Origin of the sequence: Nostoc sp. NZL (assembly GCF_015714705.1) — a bacterium.
In the GTDB taxonomy this organism is placed as follows: Bacteria; Cyanobacteriota; Cyanobacteriia; order Cyanobacteriales; family Nostocaceae; genus Nostoc; species Nostoc foliaceum_A.
On record NZ_WBKL01000001.1, the window covers coordinates 1 to 18,316 of the forward strand.

Consider the following 18,316-nt stretch of genomic DNA (forward strand, 5'->3'; position numbering starts at 1 on the left):
CCTTTCATGAGGATGAGTCCCGAATTCGTTCTCTGCACAGCCCACAAAACTTTGCTTTACTACGTCGTATTGCCCTGAATGCATTAGAGCGAGAATCATCTTTTCGTCGCAGTATTCGCCAAAAATCACGACGAGCAGCTATGAACGATCGCTATATGCTTTCTGTGTTGGCTGCGGCTCTCTCAAACTCAGTACCTCTGCCATAATCCCCCTGTCAATAGGGTTTGAGACGCGCTAACCCTGCTTGCTATTGGAGGTGAAAAATACTCTTGATGTAGAGATTGGTGGAGTAATAAGTGACGGACAGCAGTTAATTCGTAAAGCTGTTGAAGTCGCATTACCGGGAATTGCTCATGGTTTATGCCACTTTCACTATTTGAAGGAAGCAGCTAAGGTTATTTATGAAGCAGATAGGCACGCAAAAAAGGAATTAAAAAAGCAGGTTCGGGGCATACGCCAGATTGAGCGTAGTATTAGTGAGTGTGACCAAGCTACGTCTGAAGTTCTACGTGGATATTGTTTAGCTGTACGTGCTTCCTTGACCAATGATGGTCGTCCACCGCTAGATGCTTCTGGATTAAAACTACAAGAACGTCTAAGTTTAATTGAAGCAAGTCTAGAACGGGTGGCTAAAAAAGGGGCTTACCAAAACCCTTGATCAAGCTCAAACAAATTTTGAACAAAGGGCTTGAACAAACAGCATCTTTATTCACTCCAATTACTGTTGCTTATCACTGGGTTCATCAAGCCGCTGAGATTCTTGACAACAAAACAGGTCTTGATGCAATTGAAGTTAAACGAAGTTTCCAAACTTTGATTGATTTAATGTCACATAAGAAACATGAAGCTTACAAACGTAGTCTCCGACAAAAAATGAAACGGACTGGTATGGATAACGATTACATGATTCGAATTCTCATGGTATGGATAACGATTACATGATTCGAATTCTCAGTTCCGGTTTCATTGACTCTACATTAAATTCCTCTCAGCCCTTATGTCAAGCCTAATTGAGATGCTCTTACCCTGTTTAATTACCCAGTCGCCCAAAAATAGTAACCTTTATCTACGAAGCTACAAGATTTTTCTCCAGAATCTTAATAGGACTAAGGTACTAAAGCCCAATAAACCTAGCTCATTAGTGGGTTCAGGAACAGAGGTTAATTTAAAATTGTCAACTAAAAGTCCAGAATCAAAATCGTTATCTCCCACATCTATAACCCCAAGTCCTAAGGTGTATGTTGCTGTGGTGGGCAACTTTAAGGAAAAAGTGCCAAAACCAGTCTCTTGAAAAAAATCTGTCAGAGAAAATTCCGATGTGGTATCAGTTACATCAGATAATTCTAATAATGAACTAACTGAATTATCTGAGGAACTGATTGAAACAAAAGAGAAGTCTGAAAAAGTAACTGGTGGTAAGACCTCATTGGTCAAGAAATTCCAATCAAAGCTCAAAACATCTCCAGATTTAGCTGTGAATTGTTGTTGAATAGCGGAGCCTTTAATAACTTCTTGTTCGTCAAAATTATTCAACGAATTATCTTCTAATACTAGAAATTTTTCTATAATTGAACCATCAAATGTAGCACCACCAGTTGACAATAAAGCTTGGAAATTTCCCTCTGTTGAACCACTACCAAATGTTGTGGTTTCAATACTAGTAGATCCTAGTGTTGTCCATCCCGTAAAATTGCCACTTTCAAAGCCACTGTTGGCCAGTGTTACATTCGTTGAAGGGCTGGGAAAAGGAAATGTTTTTAATGATAATGTATATGAACCAGATTCAAAGTGGTCTCCTCTAAGGAAAATGTCTCTCAAACCAGATACGGCAAAGTTCAGGCTGCTGCTAGTGGGTATCTCTCCGGTTAGTATCGGTAGAACATTGCTATCAGATTGATCATCATTGATTACGATGATATTACCAAAATCATCCAACTGGCCTAGAAGTGGATCGAATGATTGTGAATCTACCTCTACAGTAAATAAATTTCCAGTATCCAAATTTGAAAAATTGTAAAAGTCAACGTTTTCATTTTCTAGTTGTCCTTCTACACTACTGATAGCAGATGAGAGAGTGTTTTCGGTAGTAAGATAATTATCAGTTTTGCTTAGGGATACTGCATAAACAGGTGAGACAATACCAAGAAAACAGACGGAAATAGAATAACTATTAATAGCTAGCGTGGAGAGTAATTTCATGAAATTTACCTGGAAGCTAAATGCTGTTATACATAAGAAGATATACACTTTCACAACTTTTTTCTAGAACTCTGATTCAGCATTTAAAATACGGATTAAAAACCTGGCTTTCTTGAAATTTAAGTCAGCAATTTTCGCTCTTTTTAACCACATCCGCTTGGTTTTTGGGATTGTTGAATCAGTGTTCTAGAAGCTAGTACCGCTTTGCGTAATTCTTCAGGAGTGCTGAGTGCTGTTAGCAATCTTTAGGGCGTTGAACCAGTGCGATTTTTACTGTTTTTTACTCAGCACTCTAACTGGGCACTCAGCACTATTTCGGTAATTCGCAATTTTTAATTCATGCCCCATTAAGACTTTGAGACATTTAAAATGCGTAGCTTATTTACGCCGAATTTTACTACTTGATTTTTTGAATCAGTAGTGGTCTAAGCTATTACCTCGTAAGGCAACATCATCTCATTGTCCTCATGTCCAAGCATATGGCAGTGCCAAACGTAGGTTCCAACAAACGAGTTGCCGAACGGTAAGTTCTCTGCTGCTTGAGATCCAAATGGAACGATCAGGCGGGTGACCTCATAGGGATTGACTAGTACTGTATCTTTCCATCCGGCTTCGTTTGCTGCTGGCGGTCTTGCCGGCCCGATCGCAAAAGACGTAGGATCAGGTGGTGGATAACCACCTGGCATCGTGGAGCCACCCATTCCATGACTTGAAATGACTGTACGAGGCCCGGTAGCATAGTATGCTTTGAGATACTTGGTGGGATTAATCTTTTGTCGATTCAATATCTGGAATGGGACTAGATGCAAGTGCATTGGGTGGGCAACAGGCTGAAGATTGATGATGTTCCACTGCTCCACGGTGTCCACTTTCGGCCGCTCCATGAGTTCCGGGTTTTTGAGTGGCTCATCCCAGTAGAGATAGTTCATTAACAATACAATCGGTCCATCTGGCCCTGCAATCTCTACCAGTGTCAGGAACCTTTGCCGTGTAGGTTTAACAGCAATTGGTTTTATCGGTGGCTTATACAGTCGCAGTATATTAGGGACTGGCTTGGGAGCAGCAGCACCCGCGTTCACTGTGAATTGCATAATTTCGGGCAATTCGGGACTAAATATGATGAAATTTGCCCTGCCAAATGGATATGGTGAAATGGCATCATTTTCTAGGACAATTTTGTCTCCCGGCAGACTTTTGGAGAAATCGATCAACACATCAGCCCGTTCACCAGGAGAGAGCAGCAGACGGGATAAATACACCGGAGCATTGAGCATACCCTGGTCGGTACCGATTTGGATGATTGGCTGTTTTGATGACAGCTTGAGATTGTAAGTCCGTGCGCTTGAGCCATTGACAATCCGAAATCGGTATAAGGTACGGTCTACATTCAGATTCGGCCACGCTTTACCATTGACAGTAGCGACATCAACGACATACTCTACTAACCAGGGTGGCTGATTGGGGTGAGACACGGAGCCATCGCTGTTGAAAGAACGGTCTTGTATTACCAGCGGTATTTCATAGGGAGCGCCAGCTGGCAAGCCCAGTGGTCCATTGCCACCCACAGGATCGTCAATGTCCCTGATGAAGTAAAACCCAGCAAGACCGGCTAAGACATTCAAACCAGTAATTCCCATCGCATGGTCGTGATACCACAGTGTGGCTGCTTCCTGATTGTTGTTGAAGTTGTACAGGTAAGTCTGCCCTGGTGTAAAGGTATCCTTTGGGTATCCATCGCTTTTAGCTTCAGTGTTGCTACCATGCAGATGCAACGACATTCTTGGGCTGGTTTTGTCAGACTCTAGAGTACCATGCAACCCCGTGTCAACTGCTTGCAAAAACGGATGGTCTCCAACAACATTGTTAAATACGTTGATGCTAAGGGGTGTGTTTCTTGTAACTTCGATAGTTGGTCCAAGAATAGATAAACCACCATAAGCCAAGGTTGGGCCTGCCCCTAAGTTGCTGTGGAACGAGTGCGAACTCCGGGCGATGGTCAAAGTGCTGGGTGGAGAAGCTGCGAATGGGATGGGTAGAGGTTCGGTAAACTTTGTGATCTCCGCAGGGATGCTTGCATGAGTTCTATTTCCCTTAAGCATGGTAGTAGCAAGGAATGCTGTTCCACTAGCTGCACTTGCAAAGATAAACCGTCTTCTGGTTAATATTGGTACTTTTTTTGTATGGGGATACATAATATAGGACTCAGATTTTATTTTTGAAAAAATACTAAGACTGAAAAGCCTGGTTGATCAGAGTTTCATCTGAAATCCTGTCTTCAAAATAGGGAATAGGGAAAATAAATTTTCATTGCTCCAAGTGATTGCAACTCATGGAGTCTCTTGAGGAATCATGTAGGATTCCTAAAAAATGCCATTTTCTCAATAAGGTTCTATTTTTTCGCTATAAATACTACTAATTGAGAATACATGACATGATTTTTTTACCTTCCATATACGGTTAAAAAAATAAGATGAACGAAAAATCTGATTTCTGCGTTGAACGCACATAGAATTTACGCATTGTACATAAGTAATATAGACAATTTGGTTATTTCAGCCATTTTTAGCATCCAGCGATATCTAAGACGGGCTACGCCTACGCAAATATAAATATGCGAAGAAATTAGGGTTATGCAAAGCGCTTGAACAACCAAATACCGTAATACACATTATGGTTAATTTGTACAGCGCGTAAGTCACTACACAAACAAGGACTTTTGTGGATTTAGTTTTGTTAATTTTAGATGCGTTTGCCCTGTTAAAGGAGAAAAGGCGTTTTCAGTTCGCACCTGATGTGAATTAGATTTGAATATAGTTTTCACTTTCAAAAAATTTTTGACCAGATAAGATCCTGATTTTAGGGAAAAACTTAGCAGAGATTTTCACAAGTTAGTAGCGAATTTTGGCGTTGCATCTGGACTCTGGGAGGGCAGGATGAAGCTGACAAAACAGATTCAGTAGAGGGCGTTGCTGAATTCGGGTATAAATTTATCTGATGCAGAGCAGCCACTGCCTTGAGCGGGTTAAGAAACTTTTACCCCTATGGGGAAGCAAGGTAGCAAGAGCGTCTCGCCTTTGCGCAAGCAAGTAGCGTCGCGCAGAAACACAGAGAGTAAGAGTTTGAGATATCGAATTTTGAAATTTCATACTTCAATTCGGCAGCGTCCAGTATACTGAAAAATTTTCCAGAAGCCTGAAGAGTCATTCATTTTCTCTTGGGAATACAATCCTAAGAAATCAGCTTTGAATCTGGCTTTCAAGCACCTCTGTTTTGGATGGACTTTAAACAACCTCTTAAGTTAGTCCTTAAGTTATCGATCTTGATTTCACAAAATCTTGTACGACTGTAAGACTCAGTATCAACAAACTTCAGTTTATTTATCAAAGGTTATGAATCGTATTATCCTATCTTATAAATGGTGAGTTCTACCCTTCAAAAAGGTCATTATATTCTTATATTAACGTTAACAAAACATTAATTATTCAAGGTCTGTTTGAGATTTAGTAACTTTGCAGTTAAAGATTTGTTATTTTGCAATATCTTGAACAGCATAGATTTGCTTCGCAATGACGTAGCTAAAGTTGCAAAAAAATAAAATGTTTACAACTTACTTCCAGAAATTGTAAAGTTATGATAATATCAATAAGTGAGAGAGTACAAATCACAAACAAAGTTTACATCAACTTGAATTAAAATTTTAGTAGTTAAATCTCTTATGCTTAGTCTACAAAATTTTTTCAAGGTGGGAATAATCTCCTCAAAGTCCTCCTTTAATATGAGGATCTAGGAGAATCTAAAGTTTTGGATACCTCGGTTACCACTTTTAAAATAACCTCTAACAAGATTGAAAAGCTGTCCTGAAGCTCAGCTATTAATTTGCTGATTGCTGGAACATATTCTATTTTGCTATTGCAGATCAAGTTTGGTGTTCTAGACTTACTTGCAGATATGATGGCTAGTGCTTGCGGATATAAAAATTCGGGTGTTGGTGATTAACAGTATGAATTCAGCAACACCAAAATCCTTATCAAGAATTAAAATTCGCCCGATTTTGGAGGTATCTAGGGAAAATAGAGCCATCAAAGTCTCATAGTCAGTAGTAAAGTACTTTTGGACTAAAGACTTTAAAAAAGTACTTTTGGACTTTTGGGCTAAAACCCTTAGAAAGCAGCTAAAGTACTTTTTCAACAATTTTAGAAACTACCTCACCAAGATTGGTTTTAGAGTATGTTTAAAAAGCCACAAAGTATATTACAATTCCCTCTCCAAAACTCTCACGCTAATTGTTACAACGGGCGGAAAATAGGCAACGGACTGGCTCCCACACTTCTGAGAGGCTTTGAAACCTGCATTCCTTTGTAGGTCTCATAAAGTTGATCGGATAGGTTGGTTTTGGCTTCAGTTATACAAATGTTTGAAACTAACCAAAAATGCTTGCTGGAAGTCGATTTTAGCGATTATTCAGATAATTTGCTAACAACTTGACTATTGCTGGGAATAACTTTTTTTCATCCTATCTGTAGTAACCACAACAGAGGAAGCTAATCATGCGTAATGACTTTTTAATTAATACTGAATCGGGCTGTATTCTGCTTGAGGATCTGGCGGTAAAAAGTAGCAACGGCAATAGAATCTCTCAACGTGGTTTTGTGGGAAGTGGCGATCGCACCACCTCAAACATAAGTCATGCAGACAGCATAGCTAGAACCCAGAAGCTTTTAGATCGGGCGATCGCCTATGCTTGGCACACAGTCAAGAGCGATCGCAGACCACCAAAACTGACCCCTATACGTTGGGTATGGCGAATGGCAGGTGCATACCATTCAAGCCGCCATACTACACGACTGATGGAAGAAGCGGCTAGGCGCTTTGCTGCATCTGGTCGTCAGAATTTAGCAGAGTGGGCTGCACAGAAAGCCAAAGAAGAGGCTGGTCACGACCGACTCGCGTTGCTTGATATTCAATCGATGGGATATGACGCTGAAGCTGTCGTAAAAACTCTGGTTCCATCTGCTGCAACGGCTTTTGTAGATTACTTCACCCACTGTGTGCAGGCGATCGATCCAATTGATTGCGTTGGCTGTTCATATGCGAGTGAACGTCTAGGGACATTTAAAGGGGAGAAGTATATCCAGGGTGTAGAGGCTTTGTTACCACCTGCTACTCATACCACACGCTGGCTACGTATACACAGCGGTCTTGGTGCTGAAGTAAAGCACGTAGAGGAGATAGTTGATGTTGTTGCAGAGCTTACTCATAGGGAGCATATCCGCGTGGCAAAAGCCTGTTATGAAACCACATTATTATGCTTTACCCCACCTAAAGAGGGCTACATCTCAGACGAGGAACTTCAGAATATATTGAAACCGCTAAAGTTAAATACTTCCTTACGAGTGTGAACTAATTTTCAGAAGCTAAAGAAATGAACCTGTAAGGAAGAAGGGTTTTTTTCAGGCACTCTTAACCGTATGTTCAAAAAACTTCTTGCATAAATGGTCAACAAAAGGGTGATAAGTACTAACTGACATGTAAAAACTGACTTTTGCAAGAGACTCCATGAACTGCGTTCACAAGGAACAATGAAAATTTATTTTCCCTACTCCCTACTCCCCACTCCCTACTTCCTATTTTCAAGGCAGGTCTAAACTACAAGGAGAATAAAGATGCTATCTCAGATTTTAGATTTTGGATTTTCGATTGTGGCATCGCTAGGGTTGGGTTTTTCCAATGAGGCTGTTTTTTCACAGATATTTCCAAACGGAATGAAGACTGCTGGAATTATAGAGCAGCAGTCTTTAAGTCAGGAGTTTACCAACTACTTCCTTGAAAGCAGTTTCGACATGTTGAATGACATCGAATTTGATGATTTGGAAAGTATCATAACCAATGAATTCGCACAAGGATTGCGTAGCGACACCGAGATTGGTTTCTAGATTCAGCTTATCGTCAGTTTAATGGCTTCAACTTGAAACACTTTATATTTCTGATTGTCTAGCCCTGTGAAGTCAAGAGTCAAAAAGCTTTACAGCTAGTTATACTTGACCAGCTTACTAGCTAGGCATTCAGCGATTAATATTTACAGCAGATTGCAAGTTGGTGAGGTACAGATAATCGTAGGGGCGCACAGCTGTGCGCCCCTACCCGTGTACCTCATTTACCTGAAATACGCTGTAAATAGGTTGTTTCTCGTCAGTAACTGCTCCTAATACTTTAAGCGTAGCAATAGTTGCTGTAGTTAAACCTGTAACTCCCATAATATTCATACGCTCATAGGGTTGCTCCGGTTTCATAGTTTTTAAGCACTCACTTGTTGCAGTATCCCAAAGTCTAATTGTCTCATCATCACCACTGCTGGCTAGAATCTGATTATCAGGACTAAAGACGACTGACCAAACCCTAGCTATATGTCCTTGCAAAGACCTGAGTCCTTGACCTGTACTGACATCCCACAGTTTGACTGTATTACTTTCACTGCAACTAGCTAGTCTCTGGCTATCTGGACTAAAGGCAACTGACTTTAACCAACCTGTACTTGCTTGCAGATTTCTACAGCATTCACCAGTGCTGACATACCATAATTTAATTGTTCCATCATAACTGCTACTTGCGAGCAGTTCGCCATCTGGACTAAAGGCAACCGACAAAACCCAACTAGTATGCCCCTCAAGCGTTCGTTTGCACTCACCCGTGTAGGCATCCCACAATTTGATTGTCTGGTCTAAAGCACCACTCGCCAGCATTGTTCCTTGAGGACTAAAGGCAACAGACCAAACCGCAGCACCATGTCCGTGGAAAGTTTGCAACGCTTGACCTGTATTCGCATCCCACAACCTCACCGTTTGATCGTCACTGCAACTCGCCAACAGTTGCCCATCTGAACTGAAGGCAACAGACCAAACCGCAGCACCATGTCCGTGGAAAGTTTGCAACGCTTGACCTGTATTCGCATCCCACAACCTCACCGTTTGATCGTCACTGCAACTCGCCAACAGTTGCCCATCTGAACTGAAGGCAACAGACCAAACCGCAGCACCATGTCCGTGGAAAGTTTGCAACGCTTGACCTGTATTCACATCCCATAACTTTATCGAAGAGTCATGACTACAACTCGCCAGCGTTTGCCCATCTGGACTGAAGACAACAGACCTAACCGCAGCGCAATGTCCCTGGAAGATTTTCAGGCATTGACCTGTATTGACATCCCACAGCCTCATCAAAGAGTCATGGCTGCCACTTGCTAGCGTCTGCCCATCTGGACTGAAGGCAACTGAGAGTACCTGATTAGTATATCCCTGAAAATTTTTGAGACATTCACTAGTACTAACATCCCATACCCTCACTGTTTGGTCGTAACTGCCACTTACTAGGAGATCGCTCTGTCGACTAAAGGCAACCGAAAATACCCAACCGGAATGCCCGTGGAAAATTTTGAGGCATTCACCAGTGGGAACACTCCACAGCCTCACCGTCTGGTCAAAACTGCCACTAGCTAAAAAATCGCCCTGTGGACTAAAAGCAACTGAATATACTTCATTGGAATGTCCTTGAAAAGTTTTCAGGCATTCACCAGTGCTAACATCCCACAATTTAAGAGTATGGTCTTCACTACCACTAGCCAGCATCTGACCGTCAGTCCTGACGGCAATTGACCGTATTCCATCAAGATGACCTTGCAACGTTTTGAGGCATTCACCTGTGTTAATATCCCACAACCTAACAGTGTGGTCATCACTACCACTCATGAGCATCTGTCCATCAGGACTAAAGGTAACTGAGAGTACCCAACTCCTGTGTCCCAGGAAAGTTTTCAAACATTGCCCAGTGCGGACATTCCATAATTTTATCGTTTGGTCATCACTGGCACTAGCTATTGTGTTAGCATCTGGACTAAAAGCAACAGACCAAATCTCATGCTCATGTCCACACAAAGTTTTAAGGCATTGGCCTGTCCTAACATCCCATAATTTCACAGTATGGTCAATACTACCGCTAGCAAAGATACTGCTATCAGGACTGAAGGCAAGTGATAAAACCCAGTTGGTGTGACCCTTACAGATTAGAAGTTGTTGCCAATTTGAAACTTGATACAAGCGAATCTCACCATTGGTATCACCCAAAGCCAAAAGTTTGCCATCAGGGCTAAAGGCTACCGACAGAACACCACCGAAGGTTTCAGCAAAAACAGACCTATCAAAATTCGCGTTTTGAAAATTGACATCGTGCAATTTCATACACCGCAGGTCTACTTGCCAAATACTCAAATCAGAAAAATTATAGCCGCTGAGGTCAGTCCCCAGATGGCAAAGCAGATTCAGGACATTGCCAGCCTTATAACTTTGTTCTAAGGGTGATCTTTCTCGCAGATTGTCCAAAATTTTGCTTAGGTGACGTTCTAGATTTTTTTTGCTTCTAAAAATACCAAGCAACCCATCTATAACTGGTTGGACAATCAGGCGAATTTGAATATCCCTCACGTAGTCTTTCGCCGTTGCCTTCATCAGAGCATGACACCTGAACAAATCAATATTCTCAGTGGCAATTTCTTCACAAACTTGATCTATCAATCGCTGAGTCACATACTCCATCACTACAGGTTGTAGGGTGAATAGCCCTGCGCTTTTTTCGATGAGCGATCGCCTCACCAAAGACTCCAAAGATTCTAGCAATTTTTGTGGCGGTATTTGTGATACGATATCCTCTCGTATTTCTGACAGCGAAACTGGCTCACGATTAATCGCTAACCAGTACAGTGCATCCTTTTCTAAATTTGACAACCGTGTAAACTGCTGCTCTAAAAGCTCACGAATATCACCAAAAACACTTGTTTCTTGTTGTAAAAAATTCGGTATCTCACCACAAAATACATCTTGAATAGTCGTAGCAACCACCTTCAAAGCCAAAGGATTGCCTGCATAACGCTCTACCAGTTGCCCAGATTCTGACTCAGAAGCAAAAACTCCCTTGGCTTTTAAAATTTCTTGCCCATCCACCGCCTGCAAACCACCAAGAAGAAATGAACGTACACATAGCGTTTCTCCTTCTAATGCTGCTACTTCTTTCGGTTTTTCTCTACCTGTTAAAAGCAAGCAGCTTTGGTGAGTTACTTCTCCCACTCGTCTGAGCAGATCACCATATCCTTCATATCCTTCTCGGTAAAGTCCGGCTCGACTACCACTTTGCAGAATTGACTCGATATTATCTAATATTAAAAGACAGCGATGCTGCCGCAGATAATCAATCAGTCGGGATATTCTCTCACCTATACTTTCTGGTAAAGAAGCTTCTGTTTCTTGCTCATCGGATAAAAACTGGATCAGGCTAGCTAAAATATTTTTGATGGGCGGAGCTTCACGCAGCGATCGCCATATGATACACTCAAAATTACCTTTAATCTGCTCCGTCAACTTAATAGCTAAAGCCGATTTACCGATTCCTCCCATTCCTAAAACTGCCACTAACTTGCAACGCTCCTGAACAACCAACTGTTCTAATGTAGCTATTTCTTTTGTTCGACCATAAAAATTTGAAACATTAGTCGCTTCTCCCCAATCTTGGTGGTGACATTGGTCGGAATTTGTATAACAATCTTTATCCAATTTGAGATTAAAAGCTTGGAAGAAAAGCTCAATTGTTCGTTTGTCAACTCCGTCTTCACGAGACAGCACCTTGGAGATTGTCGCAGTGTTTATTCCAATCCGCTCACTTAAATCTTCAAGGGTATACCTGTTTCCATAATTTTCGTTGAATTCGGCAGTAAGTTTAGCGGATTGAAGTTTTTGTAATCCTTCTAGAGTTAGAATAAGACCACGTTTACGTTTCTGCTTTGTAAGTTTCATTAAAGCCACTTTTGAAGCCATCAAATTAACGACTTTGGTGTATGATTAATTCATTTACTTTCAATGCGTTTTTTTTAGAAATTACAATTTTTCAGTTGCTTTTTCACTACAACTGAATATCTTTAATACAGGAGCGGTAAAATCACGTAATTATGGATAATATATCAAAAATATATCACAAAAAGTACTTGCGGCTCTAAGGACTTAAACAAAAAAAGTTTAAGACGATCTTAAAAAGTTTAAGACGATCTTATGAGTAGGGGGCTGTTGTAATCTGAAACAATAGACCTGCCTTCAAAATAGGGAATAGGGAGTGGGTAGAGACGCGATTAATCGCGTCTCTACGGAGTGGGGAGTAGGGAAAAGAAATTTTTATTGCTTGTTGTGAGTGCAACTGATGGAGTCTCTTGCAAAAGTGAGTTTTTACATGTCATTTACTATTTATCACCCTTTCCTTTTGTTGACTATTTATGCAATAAGTCTTATGCAAGAAGTCTAATGAATAAAATTCGATGGAAGAATAATAATGCAATAGATGGAAAAGTTTTTTCCCTAAAGCCAAGGTTCAGAAATATTGTTGTCTGTAATACTTTTGATTTAGCCAATGTTAAATTAGCAGAGCATGTATTGAGTATGATAGCTTCAGAAATCTGCTGCTCATGCTGCGTTAAGGTACTTCCAGAAAATAAATTATCCCAAATTATTTGCACATTTGTAGGGGCGCACAACTGTCATTGGTGTCAACTTAAGCAAAAAGCCTTTTCAAATCTCGTTTCCAGCCTCTGGGCTGGAAATGCAACTCAAAAGCGGCTCTGCCGCCAGGACGGCATTCCCAGTCGGAGACTGGGAACGAGACAACACTCAATCTCTAAAAGCTTGTTAGAGACTGGCTTTTACGTTAAGTTGACACCAATACACAACTGTGCGCCCCTACTATGGAATATTTTTTTGTTGGAAGTCCCTTAATTACAAGATGAAAATCTTGCATTTGATTTGATCCACTTTACTTTAGAAATAATTGCCAATATGACGAATTTTCTCGAACCACCAAGATTACGGGTTGGTGAAGACATCGAAGAAGAACGACGCACCACCTGGCTAGAACTTTTTTATGATTTGGTATTTGTGGTTGCAGTTTCTCAACTCGCCCACAATCTCAAAGAAGATATTTCGCTATCAGGATTATTTGGCTTTGTAGTTCTATTTATACCGGTTTGGTGGTCATGGATTGGAACCACACTTTATGCCAACCGCTTTGATAGCGATGATGTGGGACATCGGCTATTAATTGGTCTACAAATGCTGACAGCAGCAGCAATGGCTATCAATATCCACCACGGTTTGACTGAGAGTTCTGCTGGTTTTGCTCTTTCCTATGCTCTTGGTCGTGCTGTCTTGGTGATAGAGTATGTCCGTGCTGGAATACATATCCCTTCAGCACGTCCTTTGACTACTCAATATGCCATAGGTTTTGCGATCGCAGCATTTTTCTGGTTAATATCAGCAGCTATACCAATTCCTTGGCGGTTCGGACTCTGGACATTGGGAATGATTATTGACTTTGTCACACCCTTAATCGGAAGTAAGTTCCAAATCAAGTTACTCCCCCACGCATCCCACTTACCTGAACGCTTTGGGCTATTTACCATTATTGTCTTAGGCGAAGCAATCATCGCGGTGGTCGATGGTATGTCTCAGCAGAAATGGGATGTTTTAACCGTGATTACCGCCGTGTTTGGTCTACTTATTGCTTTTAGCTGGTGGTGGGTCTATTTTGATAATCTGGGTGGCAGACCGATTGAGATAGCGCGGACACATGGAAGAATTGGTGTTGTCAATCTCTGGCTTTACACTCATTTACCCCTAGTAATTGGGATTGTTGCAGCTGGAGTTGGTGTAGAACAAATTTTGTTAAATAATCCAACTCTACCACTACCTGATTCCCTGCGATGGTTAATTTGTGGTTCAGTGGCATTATGCTCGCTATCTATCAGTATTCTCCATATATATGGGGTGCTACGCTATTGTCAAATTCGTTCCCAATATCGACTTGCGAGTGCGGGAGTACTACTAGCGATCGCTATTTTGGGTCAAGGTTTGTTACCTGTTGTAGTCATCAGTCTTGTAGCTGTAGTTTCTGCTGTGCAGGTCGTTCAGGATTTATATCAGGCACGTCCCAGTACCCGCTTAGTCGATCCAGAAATTTAATTTGACGGCGATTAAGATAACTTATTTTTAACAGAATGTGGCAAAAAATAGTAATTCGTCTGAAAATTTTATAGGTAATATTATGTTAGGTTAAATACTTATAATATCTCTAGGTTGGGTTGAGGAACGAAACCCAGCATTTTATCTAGATTAATGTTGGGTTTCACACACGGTAAGCCCAACCTACATTGATAGATTTTATGATACCCCTCTTCTGTCACTTTCCGAGAGGGCGATCTCTAGAAGCTATATCAGTCAATCAATACAAGCTATACTATTAGAAAAAAATCGGTCTTGTATTTTTTATTAGAAAATAATCGCGCGTAGGCGTAGCCCGTCGTAGACATCGCTTGCTATACAAAAGCTCTAGATTTTAGAAAAGGCAAATGTTTTCGGAGAGTGACAGAAGAGGGGTAAGTAATCACCCGAACTTGATATAAAACTTAAAACCTTAGACCAATTCTGCATGAACCAGGTGGTTTCTCCTTAATTCGGGATTCCAACTCGGTGATGCCTTCCAAATCACAAACTATTTTTTCTGTCAGCATTTATATAAAATTGAGATGCTACCTCCATTTGTAGCCATTGCTCGATGAGTACATGTAAAGTAGAACGTATCGTGATTCGTTTCTGAGTACAGAGCAATTTAAATTGATGTTTTAAAGATTTTGGTACATATGCTTTAACATCTTCCAATTCCTGATTCAACCAATCTACAGACAATTCAATAACAGGGGTATCTGTTTGTATCCAACGCTTGATTAAATTTTCCAATACTTCACTCATCTCCAACTCTTTTTGTACACAAACAACCTTAAATTGAAGCTTTAAAGCTTTCGGTATAGCTCCCTTAATAACTACAATTTCTTCACTATTATTTTTCGTCACGAAATTACCACTTATCTAAAAATTAATGTTTAAATAGTTGATTGTTATTTATCCGTAGTTTTCCCGAAGTTTGGGATTTACTGGAATTTTGATCATCGCACGGTTATCAATTTTATCTATGTTGAGATATTTAGAATATTTTGACAAGGGAAGAAAGAGAAATTAAGAATGAACTTAGTAGACCTCAGCGCAAAAAGCGGTCGGAAATCAAAATTGCGATCGCACCAGACACTGTAGATTTTAAAAGTTAATTTTGTAGCTGATTGATGGTAAGGTGTACTGAGAAATTTACTAGCCGCATAGCGAAAACCCCCAAAAAATGAGGGCTGTTCGCAACGATAGCAGTAGCGAAAACTAGAATCGAACACCGAAGGTGGAATTTTTATCTCCCACAAGCAGAAGCTTGCAATTAATCTGACAACACCTGTTCTGCACACTGCTGGATTAATTTGGCAATTAAACCTGTCCAACCAGTTTGATGACTAGCACCAATACCAGCGCCATTATCTCCGTGAAAGTATTCATTGAACAAAATCAGGTCGCGCCAATTCGGGTCAGTTTGGAATTTTTCGACTCCACCATAAAAAGGTCGTTTACCAGAAGCATCTGTGAGAAAAATTTGGATCAGCCTTTGAGCTAATTCAATTGCTACTTCCTTGAGTGTCATCATTTGTCCAGAACCAGTAGGACACTCAACTTTGAAATCGTCACCAAAGTAGCGATAAAACTTTTGCAGCGATTCTAACAATAAATAATTAATCGGAAACCAAATTGGTCCCCGCCAGTTGGAATTACCGCCAAACATAGCTGTGCTAGACTCAGCAGGTTCGTAATCTACTCGATACTGCTGACCATCTACGGTCAAAACGTAAGGATGGGACTCATGAACTTTAGAAACAGAACGAATACCATAAGGACTGAAAAATTCTGTTGCATCTAACATTTTCTCTAAGATGCGACGGAGTTTATCTGGATAAGCGATCGCTAACAGCCGACGCTCACCAATTCCTTGTTTCTGCATACAAGCGATATTTCGGGTCAAGTCAGGGCGATTTTGCAAAAACCATTGCGTCCGTTGTCTAAAGCCTGGTAGCTGATCCAAGATTTCTGGTTCTAAAATGCTCACAGCACATAATGGAATTAACCCCACCAGCGATCGCACTTTCATCGGGAATTGATGACCATCGGGTAAATGTAGAGCATCGTAGTAAAAGCCATCAGTTTCGTCCCAAAGTGCTATTTGGGCATCACCAACACCATTCATGGCATCAGCAATGTATAAAAAATGCTCGAAAAACTTGCTGGCGATGTCTTCATAGGTGGAATTTTCCTTTGCTAACTCTAGGGCGATGGTCAGCATATTCAGACAATACATTGCCATCCAACTTGTGCCATCTGCTTGTTGCAAATATCCACCAGTTGGTAGTTGAACACTACGGTCAAACACACCAATATTATCCATACCTAAAAAGCCACCTTGAAAGATATTTTTGCCCTCAAAATCTTTCCGGTTAACCCACCAAGTAAAATTCAGCAGTAATTTCTGGAAAACACTCTCCAGAAATTTTTTATCCGCACGACCATAGATTTTTTGCTCAATCTGATAAACTTGCCATGCAGCCCAAGCATGAACCGGTGGATTCACATCACCAAAAGCCCATTCATAAGCTGGTAGTTGACCGTTAGGATGCATATACCACTCCCGTGTCAAGCGGCTGAGTTGCAGTTTGGCAAAATCCGGGTCAATCATGGAGAGTGGAATTACGTGAAAAGCTAAATCCCAAGCCGCAAACCAAGGATATTCCCATTTGTCAGGCATGGAAAGTATGTCATCGTTAAATAGATGAACCCACTCATGATTTCTGCCATGAAGTCGTGATGCTGGCGGTTGCGGTCCAGCCGGATCGCCTTTGAGCCATTGGTCAGCTACATAGTAGTAAAATTGTTTGCTCCATAGCATTCCAGCAAATGCTTGCCGCTGCACATTCTGCCTATCTTCTAATAAAGGAAACGGGCAGATTCGCTGATAAAATTCATCTGCTTCACGCTGGCGTTCTTCGCAAATTGTGTCAAAATCACTTCCAAATGGTGCAATTAAATTTTGCACGTCACTTAAGCGCAATCGTACTATCTTAGTTTCGCCTGCACCGATATCCAATTTGTAAACAGCAGCAAACTTAGTGCCAATTCGATTGGGATTGACAGCATCTTTTTGCCCATTCACTACATAATTATTTATTCCATCTTTAACGTATGGCGAAGCATTGCTGACCCCAAACAATCTTTGATTATTAGTCTCATTTTCTGTAAATAGTAGTTCTGGAGTTTGATTACAATACAACCATTGGGTTTCTAAAGAAGGGTGATAAGCTTCGATGGTACTGAGTTCAGAGTTAGATTCGCTAATTTTCAACCACGGCTTTTCTTCACCAGAAGTCCAAGACCAGGTATTGCGAAACCAGAGCGTTGGTAGCAAATGCAGCGTTTTTGCTTCCGGTCCTCGATTAATTACACTGATTTGAATCAAAATGTCTTCGGGTGAAGCTTTAGCATACTCAACGAATACATCAAAGTAGCGGTCTTGGTCGAATATACCAGTATCGATTAATTCAAACTCCGGACTTTGGCGGCCTCTGCGTCGATTTTCTTCTACCAGTTGGGTGTAGGGGAAAGCACCTTGGGGATATTTATAAAGATATTTCATATAGGAATGAGTAGGGGTGTTATCCAGGTAGAAGTAGTATTCTTTAGCATCTTCTCCGTGATTACCCTCATTCCCTGTGAGACCGAAAAGTCTCTCTTTGAGAATTGCATCGTTACCATTCCAGAGAGCGATCGCAAAACACAATCGCTGATGATTATCAGAAATTCCAGCAATCCCATCCTCTCCCCAACGATAGGCGCGGGAGCGGGCATGGTCGTGGGGGAAAAAGTCCCAGGCGCTACCATCAGCGCTATAGTCTTCTCGCACCGTTCCCCACTGGCGTTCACTCAGATAGGAACCCCATCGTTTCCAGTAGGCAGTGCGATCGCTGTCTGCTGCTAATCTTGCTTCTTCTTGGGTCATAGCTATTTTGTGTATTGAATTTTGAGAGTTGAAAGAGTTTTGAGTGCCTTATCTTGAAGTAGATGAACAAAAATATGAAGCTATCCCACTATTCTCAAAATTCCTACTTCTTTTGGGA

11 protein-coding genes are annotated in these 18,316 nt (G+C 41.1%); 6 read left to right on the plus strand and 5 right to left on the minus strand.

Features of this window, described 5'->3' with window-relative positions; translation table 11 throughout:
- The 3 genes from F8R90_RS00005 to F8R90_RS00015 form a co-directional block, all read left to right on the plus strand.
- Window positions 1-206: transposase (locus F8R90_RS00005; protein WP_442946728.1), on the plus strand; the 206-nt coding region annotated here is incomplete at its 5' end.
- 50 nt (window positions 207-256) lie between these two features.
- Window positions 257-658, plus strand: coding sequence for a hypothetical protein (locus F8R90_RS00010; RefSeq protein ID WP_196508490.1), 402 nt, complete (start codon window positions 257-259; stop codon window positions 656-658).
- Window positions 655-942: a hypothetical protein gene (locus F8R90_RS00015; RefSeq protein ID WP_196508492.1), complete on the plus strand. Its 288-nt coding sequence runs from the start codon at window positions 655-657 to the stop codon at window positions 940-942. Before F8R90_RS00010 ends, F8R90_RS00015 begins: the two co-directional genes overlap by 4 nt.
- Window positions 943-1,074: 132 nt before the next feature.
- On the opposite strand, the gene F8R90_RS00020 is transcribed toward F8R90_RS00015, so the two are convergent.
- The gene (locus F8R90_RS00020; protein WP_196508494.1) at window positions 1,075-2,199 is read right to left on the minus strand and encodes a hypothetical protein; all 1,125 of its coding nucleotides are present in this window, start codon (window positions 2,197-2,199) and stop codon (window positions 1,075-1,077) included.
- Window positions 2,200-2,624: 425 nt separating this feature from the next.
- Window positions 2,625-4,391 carry a multicopper oxidase family protein gene (locus F8R90_RS00025; RefSeq protein ID WP_230966001.1) on the minus strand — a complete coding sequence of 589 codons (1,767 nt, stop codon included), beginning with the start codon at window positions 4,389-4,391 and terminating at the stop codon, window positions 2,625-2,627.
- A gap of 2,355 nt (window positions 4,392-6,746) precedes the next feature.
- Here F8R90_RS00025 and F8R90_RS00030 point away from each other — a divergent pair.
- Both F8R90_RS00030 and F8R90_RS00035 read left to right on the plus strand, forming a co-directional pair.
- Window positions 6,747-7,598 (plus strand): hypothetical protein, encoded by an 852-nt coding sequence (locus F8R90_RS00030; protein WP_196508496.1) that lies wholly within the window; start codon window positions 6,747-6,749, stop codon window positions 7,596-7,598.
- 264 nt (window positions 7,599-7,862) lie between these two features.
- Window positions 7,863-8,132 (plus strand): hypothetical protein, encoded by a 270-nt coding sequence (locus F8R90_RS00035; RefSeq protein WP_196508498.1) that lies wholly within the window; start codon window positions 7,863-7,865, stop codon window positions 8,130-8,132.
- Window positions 8,133-8,336: 204 nt separating this feature from the next.
- Here F8R90_RS00035 and F8R90_RS00040 read toward each other — a convergent pair whose 3' ends face one another.
- Entirely contained in the window at window positions 8,337-12,035 is a 3,699-nt protein-coding gene (locus F8R90_RS00040; RefSeq protein ID WP_196508500.1) for an NB-ARC domain-containing protein, read from the minus strand.
- Between the two features lie 1,026 nt (window positions 12,036-13,061).
- Here F8R90_RS00040 and F8R90_RS00045 point away from each other — a divergent pair.
- Window positions 13,062-14,243: a low temperature requirement protein A gene (locus F8R90_RS00045; RefSeq protein WP_196508502.1), complete on the plus strand. Its 1,182-nt coding sequence runs from the start codon at window positions 13,062-13,064 to the stop codon at window positions 14,241-14,243.
- A 522-nt stretch (window positions 14,244-14,765) separates the two neighbouring features.
- Here F8R90_RS00045 and F8R90_RS00050 read toward each other — a convergent pair.
- Both F8R90_RS00050 and F8R90_RS00055 read right to left on the minus strand, forming a co-directional pair.
- Window positions 14,766-15,131 (minus strand): hypothetical protein, encoded by a 366-nt coding sequence (locus tag F8R90_RS00050; protein WP_196508504.1) that lies wholly within the window; start codon window positions 15,129-15,131, stop codon window positions 14,766-14,768.
- Window positions 15,132-15,540: 409 nt separating this feature from the next.
- Complete coding sequence (locus F8R90_RS00055) at window positions 15,541-18,198, minus strand: MGH1-like glycoside hydrolase domain-containing protein (protein ID WP_196508506.1); 2,658 nt, start codon at window positions 18,196-18,198, stop codon at window positions 15,541-15,543.
- Window positions 18,199-18,316: the final 118 nt, after the last annotated feature.

Coding starts and splice junctions, on each gene's coding strand:
- F8R90_RS00020 (WP_196508494.1), bottom strand. CDS start 2,199: ATGAAATTACTCTCCACGCTAGCTATTAATAGTTATTCTATTTCCGTC.
- F8R90_RS00025 (WP_230966001.1), bottom strand. CDS start 4,391: ATGTATCCCCATACAAAAAAAGTACCAATATTAACCAGAAGACGGTTT.
- F8R90_RS00030 (WP_196508496.1), top strand. CDS start 6,747: ATGCGTAATGACTTTTTAATTAATACTGAATCGGGCTGTATTCTGCTT.
- F8R90_RS00035 (WP_196508498.1), top strand. CDS start 7,863: ATGCTATCTCAGATTTTAGATTTTGGATTTTCGATTGTGGCATCGCTA.
- F8R90_RS00040 (WP_196508500.1), bottom strand. CDS start 12,035: ATGAAACTTACAAAGCAGAAACGTAAACGTGGTCTTATTCTAACTCTA.
- F8R90_RS00045 (WP_196508502.1), top strand. CDS start 13,062: ATGACGAATTTTCTCGAACCACCAAGATTACGGGTTGGTGAAGACATC.
- F8R90_RS00055 (WP_196508506.1), bottom strand. CDS start 18,198: ATGACCCAAGAAGAAGCAAGATTAGCAGCAGACAGCGATCGCACTGCC.